Source organism: Microbulbifer mangrovi (assembly GCF_002009015.1).
Lineage (GTDB): Bacteria > Pseudomonadota > Gammaproteobacteria > Pseudomonadales > Cellvibrionaceae > Microbulbifer > Microbulbifer mangrovi.
The window spans coordinates 56958-75150 of record NZ_LZDE01000341.1 but is presented as its reverse complement, the minus strand read 5'-3'; the positions used below and the strand labels follow the sequence as shown (position 1 = coordinate 75150).

The 18193-nt window shown below is 49.8% G+C and carries 10 protein-coding genes; 7 read left to right on the top strand and 3 right to left on the bottom strand.

What is annotated here, in order from left to right; all coding sequences use genetic code 11:
• Window positions 1-254 precede the first annotated feature (254 nt).
• The 4 genes from B4U49_RS18920 (at window position 255) to B4U49_RS18915 (ending at window position 4261) form a co-directional block, all read left to right on the top strand.
• On the top strand, window positions 255-1283 hold the full coding sequence (locus B4U49_RS18920; RefSeq protein ID WP_143735707.1) for a hypothetical protein: 1029 nt from the start codon (window positions 255-257) through the stop codon (window positions 1281-1283).
• A gap of 242 nt (window positions 1284-1525) precedes the next feature.
• Entirely contained in the window at window positions 1526-2158 is a 633-nt protein-coding gene (locus tag B4U49_RS16080) for a hypothetical protein (protein ID WP_078085626.1), read from the top strand.
• A gap of 221 nt (window positions 2159-2379) precedes the next feature.
• On the top strand, window positions 2380-3048 hold the full coding sequence (locus tag B4U49_RS16075) for a DUF998 domain-containing protein (protein WP_078085625.1): 669 nt from the start codon (window positions 2380-2382) through the stop codon (window positions 3046-3048).
• A gap of 124 nt (window positions 3049-3172) precedes the next feature.
• Entirely contained in the window at window positions 3173-4261 is a 1089-nt protein-coding gene (locus B4U49_RS18915) for a hypothetical protein (RefSeq protein WP_143735706.1), read from the top strand.
• Between the two features lie 147 nt (window positions 4262-4408).
• On the opposite strand, the gene B4U49_RS16060 is transcribed toward B4U49_RS18915, so the two are convergent.
• The 3 genes from B4U49_RS16060 to B4U49_RS16050 form a co-directional block, all read right to left on the bottom strand.
• Entirely contained in the window at window positions 4409-10765 is a 6357-nt protein-coding gene (locus B4U49_RS16060) for a papain-like cysteine protease family protein (RefSeq protein WP_158078643.1), read from the bottom strand.
• Window positions 10766-11569: 804 nt separating this feature from the next.
• Complete coding sequence (locus B4U49_RS16055; RefSeq protein WP_143735705.1) at window positions 11570-12418, bottom strand: hypothetical protein; 849 nt, start codon at window positions 12416-12418, stop codon at window positions 11570-11572.
• A gap of 284 nt (window positions 12419-12702) precedes the next feature.
• Window positions 12703-13485, bottom strand: a complete 783-nt coding sequence (locus B4U49_RS16050) for an OmpW/AlkL family protein (RefSeq protein ID WP_078085620.1) — start codon at window positions 13483-13485, stop codon at window positions 12703-12705.
• 258 nt (window positions 13486-13743) lie between these two features.
• Here B4U49_RS16050 and B4U49_RS16045 point away from each other — a divergent pair, with 258 nt between their 5' ends.
• The 3 genes from B4U49_RS16045 to B4U49_RS16035 are packed head-to-tail and all read left to right on the top strand — an operon-like array spanning window position 13744 to window position 18126.
• Window positions 13744-16128: a TonB-dependent receptor gene (locus B4U49_RS16045; RefSeq protein WP_078085619.1), complete on the top strand. Its 2385-nt coding sequence runs from the start codon at window positions 13744-13746 to the stop codon at window positions 16126-16128.
• Between the two features lie 40 nt (window positions 16129-16168).
• A complete protein-coding gene (locus B4U49_RS16040) occupies window positions 16169-16873 on the top strand; it encodes a response regulator transcription factor (RefSeq protein WP_078085618.1) in 705 nt (234 codons plus the stop codon).
• Window positions 16873-18126: a sensor histidine kinase gene (locus tag B4U49_RS16035; RefSeq protein WP_078085617.1), complete on the top strand. Its 1254-nt coding sequence runs from the start codon at window positions 16873-16875 to the stop codon at window positions 18124-18126. The genes B4U49_RS16040 and B4U49_RS16035 overlap by 1 nt, the downstream gene beginning before the upstream one ends.
• Window positions 18127-18193: the final 67 nt, after the last annotated feature.

Below are 18193 nucleotides of genomic sequence, written 5' to 3'. Positions count from 1 at the left end.
GTGATAGTAGGGCGTTGTGCTTGTATCAATCAGATTTGATCGCGGTTGGGTCATGGCTATTAATGGTGCTGTATGTATAGCCAGTATTTTGCGGTGGCTGATGTTAAATGCAAGTATTTGGCGTAGGATGCCTTATCTTCTATGGGTGTCCCATTGTTGTGTCAAAACGAGAGCTAAGAGTTCATGAGGTGGTATAAAAACATGTCAAAAGTAGATCTGACTTTTTGAGTGTTTTCTGTGGGTCGGAGGTGTGCATGAGTCTATCATCAGATTTTTTAAAAGAAACCAAGCGGAATGAGTGCAAAGGCAGGTGCTTACACTACGAAAGTGGTGGGCATTGTGATGAAATCATAAGTGCACATTCAATACAGAAATCAAATCAGTTGGGAGTGATTGCAGAGGGTGGGCATGTATACTGCTTTAATTCTGACCTTTCATCCATGCGAAAACATAATGGCAAACCAGTGCCCAAAAAAATTGGGGTAAATAGAGCTTCAACCTTTTCAGGTTTTTGCAAGAAGCACGACAATAGCCTTTTTAAACTTATTGATGATAACCCTCTGCGACCAAGTAAAGAACAAGTTGCATTATATGCATACAGGTGTATTTGTCGTGAATTTTTTGTAAAACAAAATGCTCAATCAACAATAAATAGCTTGGCGGACTATCCGAGCTTAACGAAGGCGCAAAGGAATATTTTACAGTCCGCATTCGCGGGTCATACTCTAGGGTTTGAGAGGCTTAATTTTCATAAAAAAATCTACGATCGCGCTTTGTCCGAAAGTAGATATGATGAATTTGAATACATGGCCTTTGAATCTAAATCTCCTTGGAATCTACAGCTATCTGGTGTTTTTTTCCCAGACTTTGATTTTCAAGGTGATAAACTGCAGAATCTTGGTGATTTGAGATCCCCATTGGGTATTGTTTCATTTTTCACTGCCCCCACGTTGCGAGGCTGGTCTTTCAATATCTGTTGGCACCAAAGTAGCAATGAACCTTGTTTCAATCTTTTAGAGTCACTTCGGTCATCTGTTTCGGCGGGCAAAAAACTTCAAGATGCGTTATTTAGGCTCTCCATGTCATGTTGTGAAAATCATGCCTTTAGAATTAGCTGGTGGGACAGCCTGGCTGAATTGGCCAAATCTGAAATTATTTCAAGAGTTAGGTTGCTGATTGATTTAGAGGCCGCTATTCCTGACAACTATTTAGAGCGGGGGTTGGAAGGAATCGTGGATTGGGAATTTGAATATGTTTATACCTCGCTAGAAGAATCCACCTAGTCTAGTTACACGCTGTGTTTAGTTTGGTTTGAAAGGTTAAAGTGAATATGGTAATTGTAAAAAGCTGGTTCAGACCAACATTGCGGCGTTTGATTGATTTATTGAAAATATATCGCTGAGTGGCTTTGATCGCGCCTTGAAAAATATAAATTGGCCTGTGTTTGCTTCCTTTCCTTTGCACAAAAATATAGTTTAAAGTGTCGCAACTCGTTGCGTTGCAGCTAAGTTAAGGTTTTGGGGAAATGTTCGATAAAGTTATAGGTTTAATGAAAGAATTGGCTCCTTTAGGAGTGTCGGTGGCTGCTCTAATGGTTGCTTATAATTCTTATGTGATATCGCAAAATCAATTGTTGATTTCAACTAAAGGTGTTGAGCCCCATTTTTATGTTAGTGAGGTTCCGCTTTATGATGAAAAAACTAAGAGTTGGTATGAGCGCGAGCTCAAGGTTTTCAATATCGCAGCCCCAGTGGCAAATGTAAATATCTCTGTACGGTCATACTATAAAATTAATGATTATGGTGAGTATGGGGAAAGATGGATTCCACTTAGTGGCTATTATTATGCGTCCTTTGCTACAGGCGAGCCAACTGGGTTGTTGTCTACATTTAAGGGAATGAATAACGCCACAAAAGACTTTAACGCAACCTTTGTTGCATATCGAGACAACAATTCTGATTACCATAATGTTGAACTTGAACATATGACTTATATCGATTATCAGGCATATGATGGGGCTAAAAGGGAGGTCTGTTTTCGCAATCAAGTTCTTGTTGAGTGTAGTATTGTCAATGGCTACCGGAGTTCTGAAGCTGCCCCTTTAGAATTGGATGGATTGACTTATGAAAAGTTAATTTCTAAATATAAGAGCTTGTGAAAAGATAAATAGCAATTAAGGGTTGCGACATTCTGTTATTTTCAAATAAATGGGATCAGATCAAAATTATGACACCCATTTGCACCCACTGAGTTTTCCATCCATTAGTCTATAGTCATAACAAAAAGGGAAGGGGACGTTCGATATTCAGGTGCAAGCCTGGGTGTTGATGACCAACAACATCCACCTGCTGGTAACTCCGGACATATGAGGCTGAGTTCATGGATAGGAAACCACTAGACACAGAAATAGATCACCACACGGCTAAATTAATCGTGGGAGCTATCGCTTTATCTCTTGCGAGTTTTACGGACTTGCTGACGCCTGGGGTCAGTATTAGCTCGATTAGTCTGTCATATCATTTGACGGATAATGCCCGAGATGTCTTCGTTGGCTCTCTCTGTGTTATCTCTGCTTTTCTGTGGTCGTATAATGGCTACTCCTTGTTTCAGGCTGTCTTGAGTAAAGTCGCAGCAGTCGCTGTCGCAGCCGTGGCATTTTTTCCATGCGATTGCTTTACCGGTCGGGGTATTGACGGAGACGCGACGGTGACTGGTATCGTCCATACGGCATCGGCTATTTCAATGTTCATTATCCTCGCAATTTTTTGTTGGCTGTTTTACCTGAGAGCTAGGGGAAAAGGTTCTAAAGAGGCGAAGGTTAGGGGGCGGATTTATAGAATCTGCGCAGTAGCCATGGTTGGCGCTATGGCGGTGCAGTTGCTCGATATTTTGGGGGTAGATTTTAGCGGTATTACTCAGCGGGTGACTTACTATGTCGAGGCGACAGGATTGATGGCATTTGGTGTGGCATGGATGACGGCGAGTCGTATGTTGCCATTTATTACTAATGAAGATGAGCGTGTAAAAATTGAGCTTTCTGGAAGGTAGCTGATTTCATGTGGTTGTACTCATTTCTCGATTTTGGTTGTTTTCTGTACAATTTCGGGTGAGTTCAGGGGCGATTCAGTTGCGCCGGATTAAAAAGCAGGTGTGAATCCAAGGAAAACGCACCATGCGCCAGATCCCATACCGATTACTCGCCGCTCTCACCATCACTTTGACGCTCGGTGGCTGTGTCACTTACCCAGCAGCTCCGCCGGTGATCGGCGGGAACACCTATGTCCGCAAGGCTCCTCCGGTTTACTCCTATTCGGTGATCACCGATCCCGGCTATCGCTACTACGACGATACCCTCGGCGTTTACGTGTTCTATGACCGCAGCGACGTTTTCTATCGACAGGGGCGTTACTATCGTTGGTATCAGGACCATTGGATCAGTGCCAGTCACTGGGGTGGTCGTTGGTATCCGGCCCCCAATTTCTATATCTCGGCAAACTTCAGTGATCGCTGGCATACACGCTTGCGCCGTCACGGTCATCGCTATGCCGGAGGACACGATTACAGACCACCGCGCCGGCACGGTCATGACGATGGTTACAAGCGGCGGGATTGGCATGACGGTAACGCGCATCGAGATGATCGTCGTGAGAAGGGCCTGGATCGTCGTGAGAAGGGCTGGGAACGTCGTGAGAGGGGCCTGGATCAACGTGAGAAGGTCCGGGATCGTCGCGAGATAGTTCTGGACCGCCGTGAGAAGGTTCGGGATCGTCGTGAGAAGGGCCAGGATCGTGGCCGAGGCTCCGAAGACCGGTTTGCTGGCAAAGCCGAGCAAAAACGGCGGGCGTCTCAGGTGGATAACCGGGGCGGGGATCGCCTTAGTGAACGGGGGAAGTCACATCGGATTCCAAGTCGGGACGAGCGGATCGTCAAAGTTGCGGAAAAGCCGACCAGCAGTCGCGGCCCACGAGTTATTCCTGCAGTAGAGCGTCCGGCAATCGATCGCCGCTCGGTACGCGAAAGGCCCAAGCCACAAACCCAGCGCGGCCAGCCACAGCGCAATGCGCCAAAAGATCGGCGCAATGATGCCGCGAAGCCAGTTCAGCGCCACGAGCGCGAGCAACCAAAGAACGAGCGACCAAAGAAAAATAAAAAAGAAGAGGAAAAGAAGTCCAAAAAGAAAGCAGATAAGCGCGATCAGGTACGCCGGGTGCGTGAGCCGCATACCCTCCGCTCCAGTGAAGTACGCCGCCGGATCGATTGAGTCTTTCTGAAAATGGGGGTAGATCTAATAAATGGGTGCCCCCATCTTCGCTCCTCACCCGCCGCAGCTTTGACCAGCGCGGCAGTAACTGCCCGCACTACTAGCTGGCCACGCCGAGGGCTCTGTCAAATAAGCTGTGGAAGCCGGTTATGACTCCGGCACAGCGAGTGGGGCGCCCAAATTATAGTAACCCCGATATTCTCTAACCCCCCTGGAAGTGGTATCGTAATTCATGGATATATTTGGGGCTTCATAAGCTGAGCTCTGACGCAACCACATCCTCAGAGGGGATACCCTTACGGAATCCGGACCTGATAATAACGCCATGGTGTGGTCTGGATCTATACAGGGAAGAATTGTATGAGCCTCCCTGAAGTCAAACTCAAAGCTGCTGGAAACACTATTTCGCATTATCTCGTTAAATGCCTTTATTTTATTGGGTACCCTAAAAGCAAGTGTTTGGTAAATTAATTCAAGCCTGTCCTCTCGGTTCATACGCAGTGCGTACCGATTGACAGTTTGTAGATATATACGCATTAGAGCTGAAATCTGGCGGGAATAGTCCCCGCCTCCTTCCGTAATAGCAGCATTAAGCATTTCAACAGGGATCGGAGCATATGCTGGACGACCATGATTGAGGTAACCTGCAACTCCAATCACTGGAGCCACAGTGCTGGTGGCTATTGTGGACATCATTGCCTGCCGATCAGGCGTATTTGCCAAATTCATTACTTCGTGTTCGACAAACTGTCGCGCCTGTGCGCGAGTTAATTCCCTAAAGAGCGCACTGTTGTTATGGATGGTGTTGGTGAGAAGGTGGAAATTATCTACGTCAAGGTGCTCAGGACCACTCTGAAATAGACTTTGGTTGAAACGACGACCTCTAAGCCAGGGAATTCGGTCCATTAGTTCCACCAACGGACTGGCACTGGGAATGTATTGCAGCATGCTGTTAAGACGTGATGCTGCGTAGCCTGCTCCCCACGTGAAATCCTGATTATCCCAACTGTTGATAGCGGTAATCTTACCTTCATGTTCGCTGACAACTTCAAATCCAAGAGCAGCCAGGGCTTTGAATTCGCGCTCGGGGCCAGTTTCGGCCCGGTAGTCGGTAGCCAGCTGTTCTAGCGTTGGCCTAAAGGCTGCAATATTCCTGCCACCGTATTTTATCCCCCAGTGGCTACCGCCTTTACGGAGAGTGTAGGTAATACCGCCTATGCGGATATTCATTGAGCCGACATTAACTCTGTGTCCCTGTATGGTGTCACCGGGGCGTAAACGCACGCCGATACTGGAATTTCGATAGAGCTCCCGGGCTTGCCCTTCGGAAGAAGTGGCGCGTTCTACCAGATCTGAAAATCGAACAACCTGAAGGTAGATGGTTTCACCTTCAGGTAAATCGGTAATTATCTCTTCAAAGCTTTCTGCGAACTCATCGTAGAGTAAGTGTTCCCGGCGGCCGCTGGCGGGATTTATAAAGGTCATTGTATCCCCCTCTATAGCCGTTAGGATCTTCGCGTGGGGTGAAAAATCCTCTCCAGCGGCGGCATCGATGGTTACCCATAATGGACCATAATTGCTCAACCACTCAAAATACTGACTGAGTGGGTAACTGGCAGGCGCCTCCGCGTGCATATTCAGGGCTGAGATAAATCGAAGTTTTTCGGTGGCCGGTAAACTCTCGTTTGCCTCAAAGCGGCTTAAGTAGTAACTCTCGTCGGGCGGCGTTAATCCATTGCCGGCGTCAGTAAGAGTGTCCTGAATGGGCGAGGAGATACCATTCTTCCAGTTCATCAACATTGCTGCTGCTGTTGCCCAGCAGACCTTTGAGGTTGGTTGTTGCATGGGCTCTACGTCCCAGCTGACAGACATGAAGCCTTCAGAAGAGGTTCCCTGGACATCGATAGATTCGCTGGTGCCGTCGGAATCGGTACGCTCGGCCTGTACAGTCTGTCCACGGCTGACCGCATCAGAAGCGACGGAGGTGAGTGAGGGACGGCTCTGTTCTCGTTCAAACTGTTCTTGCTCACGAAAATATTCGCCACCATCGATTTGCTGCTGAAGATGTTGCCGGGTGAGGTCCCTTGCGTCTTCTGCATCGATGACTCCAGAGCGCCGGGCTCTCTCGATACCTTGCCCAATGTCAGATGAATGTGAGGTGTTATGCTGCTGAGTTGCAAGGCTCTTGGACATTTCAGCAAATGCCTTGGCATTCTCCTGGTTCGACAGGTAAGTGCGAATGGCATTGTCCTGGTTTTTTGCAAGCCCGGTAACATCATTAAAGACACCGGCTTTGGTTAGTTGTTCTCCAAGACTGGCAAGTCCAGCGGCTGGGGCAGGTTGGTCTGGCGAATTTTGAATATTGACAATAGGCTGTGCGAAATCCTTATATTCTGGTTTGTATTCAGTGACAACGGGTGTAGGAGTTACAATCGGCTGTATGGGTGTGGGCTCTTCAGTCCGGAACTTATCCCAATCCTGTGAAGAGTTCTCCTTGACCATTTCACAGGCATCACAGTTACCCTGGATCGCTTCCATAAACACGCCACGGGTTGGCACGCTGATACGGTAGGGGGGGATGGGAGTTAACGGTTTGTACATTTCCAGCAGGTCGTGATTAGTATCGTCGGTTACTGGAGCTTCATCGATAGTCAATTCAACGACGGCATTCCTGTTTACCTTGAAGCCCTCAGCAACAGGAAAGACCAGAGAGTTTCCAGAAATAGTGATGATCTCATTTTTAACCACGGAAGCAAGGCTTCGCATGCTTGAGCGAGCGCCACTTGATGTGAAGGTCTGGATATTAAATCCATCGAGAAGGAGATGGCGCCGGTCTTTATCCAGATTTGCCCAAAGTATCTTATTGTAGTGCTCTAGGTTGGAGTTTAAATGTTCGATAAGCTCAGTAACAATATAGGTGTCTTCTTTCCTCGGATTGCGTAGATCTTCGTCATTCAATGGAATATACAAGCGGGTTCCATCGATCAGATCATCACCAAGATAGCCTTTGAAAATCGTTCCGTCGTGGTAAGCCGTTGTGTAATTGATCCGAACGTTTTCGATATCTAGGCGAATAGACCCGGCCCGAAGGGTGCTTACGGCTGAGCTGGTTACATACATTCGCAAATTGTCTGGCAGGCTGCGGCGTGTTCCGGAATAGCTACCGCTGGTAATCCGAATTCTTACTTTGCGCTCACCGCCACGGTAGTCTGTCGTGTTATTCAAATCCCACGAAAGTCGTTGAATTCTAATGGTATCGAGGATCTTTTCGAATATATCGGGAAGGATCTGATTTTTGAAAATTTGATCCCATTCAGAGATTAAGGATCCCCGGAAATAGTTGTTGAGCATCTGAAAAACGTTACTATGACCAAGGATGTCTGCGTATGCTTCCCAAATTTGTCTGTCAATGATGTCCCCTTCAAAAAAATCGACCCCGGAAACAGTAATGGTTTCAGCGGCGCCTTCGTCGTCGACTGTAGCTACGTCCACTGGTTCGAAATTTATAACGCGGATGGCTTCAGCTGGCTTCTTATTCTGGAAGTCTGCATCTAGTTGCATGAAATTATCAAAAATGCGGGCATTTTCGAATACAGTTTCATGGGTTGTTCGATACTTCGTTTTGTTCCAGTCAAAGGGATTAAACCAAGCCTTGGCGGTCTCTACTGGATCAAACTCCTGATTCTCAATTGTACGGGTAACACGAGGGAAGGAGAGGATTCTGTCGTAGCGGGTTTTCGGGCGATCGATTTTTACCCGTAAGGTGAATTCACCGGTGATATTCCTTATAGGATCATCAGCATGTGTGCCGGTTGGAAAGTCCACTCGTTCATAGTTGGTTTTGATCCGGGTGTTGGCGTCAAAACCCTTGATCAGGGGGTGCGTCCGCCCGAAGCGTAAAAAATCCAGTCGGTTCCACTTCAGGTAGGTGCTGGATGGAATGGGCAGGAGATTGTCAGCCAGGATATCCTTCCACTTATGGATATTCTCGGTGGAGAAATGCGTCAAAAGTAGAGGGACAAACAGGCATTCCTCAACGTGGGAGACCTCCTGGTAGATCGCAAAGTGGCGCAGTACGTCAAAGTACATCATCGTTAAGGAGTGGCAGTGATTATGGTTGGCAATGACTTCTGAAGTGACGCCATATTTCTGCCCTTCGGTTACCGTTGTTACAACGGAGGCATTAAGTTCCCGGTAACTTTCTGCGTTCTGCATCAGGGATTGTCGGAGCTTTTCACCAAAGAATTGTGAAATATTGCGAGCGCTGTTTTGCGATGCCGACGAATTAGAGTTGGCAAATCCTCCCGCTACGCCGAGAGAGGCACCAATGCCACCATAGGACCCGCTTGCACCTAACCCGGCCGACATTCCAGAAGTGTGAGCGTTACTTCGTCCGGCCAGTGACTCGTTGATACCACCGCTGAGCTGATCGGTGATGATCCGGTCACTGACCAGACCGGCAGATAGACTCTCTCCCTGGCTTAGGGACTGTGACTCGGCTCCCTGTAGGGTGTGTGAGGACTCGAAGACAACAATCTGTTTTTTCTGTCCCGGTGCGAGAGGCAGAGAGTAAACCAGGTCACCCAGAGAGTAGCCATCGGCTTTGAAAACTGACTTAAAGTGAATGATATGACCTGTGGCGACTGTGACTGCTTGATAAATCGAGAGGTTCTCCTTGGAGTCAGGGGCATCTTCCCAGCGAATGGGGTTGTCTAGATCGACAATGCCTCGCGCTATCTTCTCCGTTCCTCCCACCAGGTTATACATAACCTTGTCGCCGTCCGTAAGCTTTTCGAGTACATAGTTCGCTACGTCTGGGTCGGAGGTTCGAACGATGGCATTATATTGATACTCGCGAATTGTCCTGTTCGGTGTGGAGAGATTGATGCACGAGCCTCCAATATCCTGGGTATATTCCCCAGAAGCTATCAGGTCCTCTTGGTCGGGCAGGCGGTGTGCTTTGCGTGGTTCATTGCAGTCGCAATCTTCGTCACTTCCAATGGTTTCTTCATCTGTTTCACTCTCTTCTACAACGGCATCATCGGACAGCAGCAGAAAGATGAAATTGTTAACTATACTCTCGTTTGCGTTGTAGGGATCAACAGCAATTTCGACAGGGCTTTCCGGCATTATGGAGACTAGTGCCCGTGCCTGAGCATACTGCCCATATGGATATTCCATGGAGAAGTTTCCAGACTTGTCTGTCTGGGTTGCCCCTATAATCCTGAATATTTCATCAGTTGCGGTCTGCTTAGCCTGCAGAATAATGGTTAAATCATTTAAGGAATACTTTTTAGCACTCTGGATGACCCGGCCTCGAAGCCTTTTGGTTCTGGTGGAGCCTGTGGTGGGGCTGGGGGCAGAAATAACCTGGTGATCCATATGGACTCGGATATCAAGGTCCTGAAGGGTTTCATCGTGGACCCCAAAACGTTGGGCCAACAAACTGATACCCTGATAATCTTTCACTCGAACGTAAATATGGCCAGCGACATTATTCGCTATTATGGTTTTGTCTGTATCGAACGAGAATCCAAGGCGATTATTCTCAGGGGTGACATTTTTTTCATGCCAATTGTAGCGAATAATCTTTATTTCACCATTTTTCTGTGGGTATTCAATGGAAAGCTCGTAGTAATCAAAATCAGAAAGCGAAAGTGGGCGATCGGCGACGATTTCGAGCTGGCCGATAACGTCAATGGTTTTAATTCTTTCAAGTGACAAGGGGAAGTCAAAAAGCTTTTCGAAAATTTCCTGTATCGACCGGAAAATCTCGGCGGTAATCGTGAGTTCGAGATCCTGGAATAAATCGGACAGCTGTGTATAGCTAATAATTTCGCCCCGGGGGAAGAGTCTTGGATGACCATCACTCAAATCAACCATTGCATCAATAAGTTCGAGTACTTTCTGATCGGAAACCGTGTGGTCATGAGTGGTAGTGTTAAGAGCATACTTTACTAATTCAAAGGTCTCTTTGTTGATCAGGTAGGTAGAGCGGTCATAATCTAGGGGTAGGGCATTTAGGCCCTCTTCGTTAAGGTTTCCTACAAGACCGTATGTGGACTCAAACTGTATTTTTTCTTCACGGTAATTTCTCTGGTCATAATCCGACGACAGGGATTTCTTTTTATAAATTATTCCCTCAAATGACTTTGATCCTATCTCTTGGCCTGTAGTACTTCGGATATATACAGTAAAAGGAATCGAAAAATCGTTTATATTCGAGCCAGGTCCTAGGATTTCAATAAGGTGATAGAGAAAGAACCCATATATACTTTCGACTTTTTTGCCGACGACTCTAGTTAGTGGAAGGTGTACGAGATATTCTTCGTTATCAGTGTCGTGGACTATCAGGTATTTTTTGTGTTCCGATACATACCTCTCAACTGTTCCGCCGGACAATCGGAAGCTATATTGAGGAAACACGACCTCAATAATTACTTCGTTGGGAAATTGTTCTTCACCTATCTTTTCGATGTCGAATGATTGCTTGATAGTGATCATGGCATGATTTCCGTGAAAAGGCCGAGACATCGAAAGGCGCGCATTCTTTGCCCGGGCTCTATGTAGGCGGAGGAGCTGCTAACTTATTAAGTTGCGATAATTGTTTCGGGCAGCGTGGTTGTAGTCGAATCATTACTTGCCCGCGGTGGATGGGCGGCGACTGCCTGAAAAGTAAATTAACTCATTTTATCCTTTGCGACAATTTATAAGCTGGGTGTGGTGCTCGGTGACTTTTTCTGCTTATAAAATTGTCTGTAAAATAAATAGGTTAGCGAAGTATCTTTATGGAAATGATAGCTGGTGACGGATTTTAAGCTGGCGCACTATTTATCTTCGTACGATTGTGGTCTTTTCTCTAGAGATTTTGGTTGGCGGGTAGTTCACTTTTTATCTGCTTGGTGTCGGATAGTAAGTAGCCTGTGTGCGGGTCGGCTCAGGTGGATCGCTGTTCATTTTCAATAGTGTCGTAGATACTTACCTGCGGACGTCGAGAGCCTTTTTCGTATTCAACAGTTTCCAGTGGTTCTTTGAATTCATGTCGCTCTTGTATCTGATGAGGCGTTTCGGATAAATGGGATCAGGACGGTATTATGGCGTTAAAAGAAGGGTAAGGAAAAAAGAAGTCCAAAAAGAAAACGGATAAGCGTGATCAGATACGCCGGGTGCGCGAGCCGCAAACCGGCCGGTCTAATGAAGCACGCCGCCGGATCGATTGATGCTGTCTGGTAAATGGGATCAGATCAACTTTATGCTGATCTGATCCCATTTATTTGTTTTTGGTTCGGAAACCCTAGAAGCGGTGTCCTACAGGTGGTTGAACTGGTTGCTGCTGCGCCTCTCGTTGCCGTGTTGGGCGACGCGGACACCGATGGCGGTTTCGATCAGCCCGGTCACATCGTCTTCAATTCCGTGCGCATCACGCTCGGTGGGCTGGTTGGTGTAGAAGTCCCACGGCGAGTTATCGCTCTGAGCGAAGTTGCCGACCCCGGAGAGGGTGGTCTTGTAGCATTCCCTCATCCACTCTTCGACCTCAAGCTTGATGGTCGAACGCTTGAACCAGGTTGGACGGGCGGTGCCGCAGAAGGTCCGGAAGTTGTTGCGCGCGTTCTGGGAGGCCTGATTGGACACGTTCATTGGCACGTTGAGCCATCTGGAGATCATCTGGGGCGTCGCAGTCACGTCAGTGCCCTGGCTGACATCCTGAAACATCCGGATCCGATCCTGCACCGATCCCATGCCATTGTCTTTGGTGTGGGCGTTGATCTTGGAGCTCGAGCTCTGGTCGGGGAACTCGATCTCGCCGCCCGCGAGCCCCTGTGAGATACGGAAGAATTGCTCGCTGTGACGGGTCTCGTGGTAGATCGTCGCGCACAGCTCAACGAAGTCCTTGTAGATCAGGTCGGTGTTTCTGGTGTAGGTGGCGTTCAGCGTCAAGCGCCAGGTGCCCCAGCTGAAGGAGCCGCACAGGTCCGGACCCAGATTATTGTGGAATATTGCCGGCGTGGGCATGAAGGGCGTCGCGACCCGAATCGCCTGCTCGATCGACTGCCGCCGACGGACTCTTCGGCTTCCGCCGGGGCGTTGCCAGTCTTTCCAGACATCACGCATGCTGTTGGCGAAGGTTTGCTTGGTCGCTTGGAGATGGAGAGTCACTGTCTTGCCTCCCTGGCTGTTATTAGGTTGCCGATGTCTGCTGACTCGGTGGCGCGAATACTCCTCATTCGGGCGCGAGCATTCTCCCTCGACCTGTCCAATCATTCAAGCGTGGCTTGTAAACTCCGCGACGAAGGAGCCGCGGGTGCCTTTTAGCAATTGCCTTTCTTGGGCTGTCCCGGCGGGCAGTGCCCCCGGCTACCGCCGTCAGTAAATCAGTCGGCCTTTCACCTGCACAAAAAAGGGCGCCGAGGCGCCCAAAATAATCTGCCGAATTCAGTGTGTCAGAAGGAGAATTTGTACCCTACTGACAGATTGAACATCCAGGGATCATAGCTGTAGTCGCCGGAATAGGACTCAAAAATAGGATCTACATCCGGGGGCGGCGGTACGTCATCAAAAACCCGTACCCGCAGATCTGTTTCGGATCTGGCGTACATTGCGGCGACGTTGACCAGCCAGGAGCTATCGCGCCCGAAATTGAAATCCATACCCATTTGCCAGGTATAGCCCCAGGCATACCCCATATCGAAGTCGCCACGCAGTCCAAAGTCTGCCAGGTCGTCCCGCAGTGCACGTCTAAGACTGCCCTCACCAAAGTCGGTATAGCTAATGCCACCACCGATATAGGGCTGAACCATGCAGGTCTCATCCAGGGGGTAGTACTTCAGGCTCAAGGTACTGATGTCGGCATCAAAACTGACCACGTCGCGATAGTCGACATCGTCGAAGCCGAAGGTGAAAAAGCCGTCGGCGTGGCTGCTGGTATGGTTGTCGCCATCCATATAGCCAAGCTCGATGCCCCAATGCTCGTTGGCTTTCCACTCAAGGTTCATGTACCAGCCCCACTCGGAACCAGGGTCAACGTTCGAGCGAAACGCATCGAAATACTCGAAGGTCTCGTCGACAAAGCTAACCTGGTCTTCGTTGGGCTCAATGTAATAGCCGCCCACCCGGACAATAAAGTCCTGGGGGCCGGTCAGGCCGAGGGGGTTGGCCGAGGCGGTAGTGCTCAGCGCCAAAGCCAGCGGTGCCAGGATGGGTGAAAATTTCAATATCCGTTTCATTCAAGGTAACTCCATATATACCCATTGAATAAAAAGTGTAATACACCCCTTTTTGCCTTAAGAGAAAAACAACTGACTTTACGTGCCAAATAGCAAGGATCCGGTATTTTTCCTGAGCCGAACCGGCTTAGGTAACCGGGCTCTGATGTAGCCGTCACAACTCAGCGACATTTCAGTCACATTTGCGTTGCTAACCTCCCAGCGTTTCACCAAATAAAAACGGCAGATTGTCGCAGGGATAACAAAAGGGATCGCAATATGAGCAGGCAATTGAGACAGGTATCGTGGTTGACGCTATCGGTGCTGCTGATGGGAGCTCCACTTTATACCCACGCCGCAGAGGCGCCCGGTGCACTGACTATCGTCGTCAAGGATCAGAATACAGACCGGCCACTCTCATCCGCGCAGATCATGCTCAGGGAACGGGAAACCGATTCCACGCGATCTGTAGAGACCGACGCACAAGGTCGCATTGTGGTTGAGCTGCTCGATCCCGGTCTCTACTCGGTGAACGTGGCCAAAGGCGGGTTCAGTACGTCCTATGAGCCAAGTGTCCGCGTTGTGACGCGCAAGAATGTAAAAATTGAATTCGAGCTTCTGGAGCAGGCGCTTGAGGAGGTGGAGGTTAGGGCGCAGCAACCTGATGCATTTGCATCCGCTAGCAGCACCTACCTGGATAGGGAAGCCTTGCGCAGTGCCGTTGGCGGTGGCTCAGACCCGCTCCTCTCACTGGACGGTTTGCCTGGCCTGGCATCCGCCAGTGAATTCGCAAGCTTTAGCGTACGGGGCCGCGGCCCGCGAGATAACCTGTTATTCGTTGATGAGTTTCCTTTTGATAAAGCGGTGCACTTTGATGCAACTCTGGGGGAAGAGGAAGATGTCGGTGGTGGCGGCCGCTTCTCGATATTCGCACCAAACGTAATCAGTGGTGCAGAATTTTCACCGGGCGGCTGGAGTGCGGCGTACGGCGGCCGGGCTGCATCGTTACTCAACCTGGAAGTTGCCGATGGCAATCCAAGCCCTTCGGCAAGTCTGCGGTTTGATATCGCGGGCTATGAAGTTGGTTACGATGGTCCTGCCGGCATTACCGAAGGCGCTACCTTGCTCGTTTCTGCGCGTCGATTGGACTTTGGCTCGTTTTTTGAAACGATCGAAGAACTCGACATTGGAGATCCTGTCCTACGAGACTTCATCGTAAAGTCGGTCATACCGGTTAATCAGAACCACACCCTCGAAGTTCTACTGATCGATACACATGAAGATTACACCCGCGGCGTGACCCACGTTTTTGCGTCGCCCAATTTCGAAGATGCTGCCCTTCAAGATTCTGAACAAGATAGTGATTTGTATGGCCTGACATTGCGATCATTGATCGGTGATGAGGCTGTCTTGACCAATAAGGTTTACTACCGCACCAGCGACAAGATCAGTTCAGAGGGGGAATCATTCCCTGATCTCGTACCTGAGGGATCCCCCGCGTCCAGTTTTCCGGTGCGGGAAGACATTATTACCATCGGTGAGGGAGAGACAGAGATCGGATTGCGAAGTGACTTCGAAACGGTGAATCAATGGGGCGTGTTCAGTGCCGGTGTTCGAGTAACGCAAATTGATCTGGACTATAACACCGTCCTGGACGGCGATTGGATCCGGTTTGTCTATGACGACGATGACTTCAGGCCAGAGCCCGACCAGCGGTTTATTGTGCTGACGCCCGCGAACATCAACTCTTCACTAAGTCAGAAAGAAACGAACTACGCAGGGTACGTAGAACAGGCCTTTAAACGCGGCGATTGGGATGTTCGCACCGGTGTGCGGCTGGAGCGGGACGGCTTTGCAGACCAAAGCTTCGCGTCGCCCAGGCTCAGCGTCAACTGGCGACCGGGTAAAACGATTAGATACTTTGCAACGGCAGGGCGCTTTCATCAGTCACCACGGTTTTTAGACATTGCCGCGAACGCATCGAACGACCTTGAGACCGAAGAAATCACGCACGCTAGCATCGGTTATGAATACGTCCCGAGCAACCGCTGGTCGGTGTTGACGGAAGCCTATTATCAGAACCTTAATAACCTGGTGGTCGACCTTGATCGGGCGAGCGGCACCTTTGCAAACATTGGTGCCGGCACATCCTATGGTGTCGATATCGTGGCTAACAGTACGATTCGCGAGGGGATTTACGCTACCGCGACTTACTCCTATAACGATGCCAATGTCGATCGGAAAGACGGTCGCGGTGACGTAGCCGCCGAATTCAGCCGCGAGCATGTCGCGACTCTCGGCCTTACCTGGGAAATCAGCGACCGCTGGAAGGTTGCCGGGCGCTACAAGTATCTTTCCGGCAGACCAGACGATGTGTTTATTATTCACTCAGACGTGTTGGGAGCAGGGCAACCTTTGCGCTACTCGAAAGAGATCACTGAGCGCAATGTCGGTCGCAAAAGCGGTTCCGCCATGTTGAACGTGCGAGTAGACTATCGGCGCGCATTTGGCCCCATAGATACAACAGCCTTTCTTGATATCATCAACGTAACGGCAGCGTCGTCGAGCGACGACACTGATTTTGACTACCGTCGAGGCATTGAGGTGAAGGACGATAGCGAAGCCGAGCCGCTTATTGGTTTGCGGCTGGATTACGCTTGGTAAATCAGGCCTGCTAAATCGTGTCTCGTAAGGAGGGCAGTAGATGGTACATGCGCTAGGTGCGGCGCCAATCAGGGTGCTGATTGTCGAAGACAATCGCGATATTTGCGAGAACATTGCCGCGTATCTTGCAAAGCATAACTATGTTATGGATTTTGCCTATGACGGTATCAGCGGTATGCACCTGGCGTTGACGAATCCGTTCGACGTAATTGTTCTGGACCTGATGCTTCCGGGGATGGATGGCCTGCGATTTTGCCAAAAGCTACGGGCGGATGCTGAAGTAGAAACGCCCGTGCTTATGCTAACCGCGAGAGACACGCTCGACGATAAACTTAAGGGATTCGAGGCGGGCGCTGATGACTATTTGATCAAGCCATTCGCTTTACAGGAGTTACATGCGCGACTGCAGGCACTGTACAAGCGTAGTCGCGGAAAGACCGCCAGCCTGTTAACGATAGGTGATCTGACGATGAATCGGTCCACTCTGCAAGTGCATCGCGCGGGACGGCGCATCGATCTCACCCCTGCCAGCATGAGGCTACTCCAGCGACTGATGGAACAGGCACCATCTGTTGTGGCCCGCGATGATCTCGAAACCTTGTTATGGGCCGACGAGCGCCCCGATGGTGATGCGCTTCGCTCGCATATGTACAAGCTGCGGCAGGCGATCGACCGGCCGTTTGGTAGCCCGCTGATTCATACGGTGCATCGCATCGGCTACCGAATTGCAGAGGATGCCCAGTAATGTACCGGTACAGTTTACGCAAGCGTGTCGCAATAGCATTTGCGCTGTGTGTTGCGGTACTCAGTGTGGTCTGGGGGCTGGCTTTCTTCTCGGCGATCAGGCTGAGTGAGGATCGTGTACTGGCGACTCAGCTACAGCGTGCCGCCGAAAGTTATCCCGCTCTGACGATGCCCCTTCGCGGATACGATGAAATTGATAGTTTGCCGGAATCACTCAGGGAATGGGCGCAGACAAACCCCGAGGAGGGGTTGTACGAGTTCGATACCGAAGAGCTGCATGTCGCGGTAGTGCCTGCTGACAGCGGGCAGCAACGCGCATTTGTGGTTTTCGACGTTGCCGGGATTGAAGCTGCGTCGTCAGAGGATTGGTGGTGGCTGCTCGCAATTACCGGGATCGTGGGTACCCTCGGTGCTCTGGGTTTCGGGCTTGGGTTTTTTGTGATGCGCAGAGCGGTCGCTCCTGTGGTGCAACTCGCGAATGTGGTCGCGGACATTGATCCAGAAAAGCTATCGGCCGAAGATCTCAAACTCATTGAATCCAGCCGGTTCAGCGATGATGAGGTTGGGGTCCTCGCCAGGACCATTGAGAAGACGCTTGAGCGGATCAGCGCATTTGTTGAGCGGGAGCGATACTTTACCGGTTCCGCCAGTCATGAGTTGCGCACGCCGATCACAGTGATCATGGGCGCGCTTGAGCTATTGGAAGAGAGCGATCTGTCTGCGACCGATAGGAAGGTGGTGGACCGAGTGAGGCGTGCGACCTTCGAAATGAAGTCCACGATTGAAACGTTCCTGTGCCTCGCTCGCGAAACCGACGGTGGGCAGTATAATGAGCAGTTTTTAGTCATGCCGCTGGTCAGCCAAGCGATAGAACAGCAGCGCCATCTGTTGAACGGCAAGTGTGTCGATGTCGAAATCGACTTAAACAATGCTGAAATCGCTGATCTTTCAAAACCCATAGCCTGTGGACATTCACAGGCTTTTTCTATCGCGGTCAATAACCTGGTGCGAAATGCGTTCGAGCACACGCTGGACGGGCAGGGACCGATCACGATTCACATCAAAGAACGCGTGCTTTTTGTCACCAACCAGGTGAGTAGTGAAGCGGAGGAACGGCAAACACCGGCCGAAGCGTCCTCACCCAACGGGTATGGTCTGGGTCTGGGTATCGTCCAACGGCTGTGTGAACGCAATGGTTGGTTGTTTTCATTGCACGCCGATGAGACGCGTGTAGCCGCCCGCCTTTCTTGGTGATGGCTACTTTCTCTACGTTTTTCCCGTCTCCTTTCGGCTTATACTGATCGCCAGAGCCAGCTCTCGC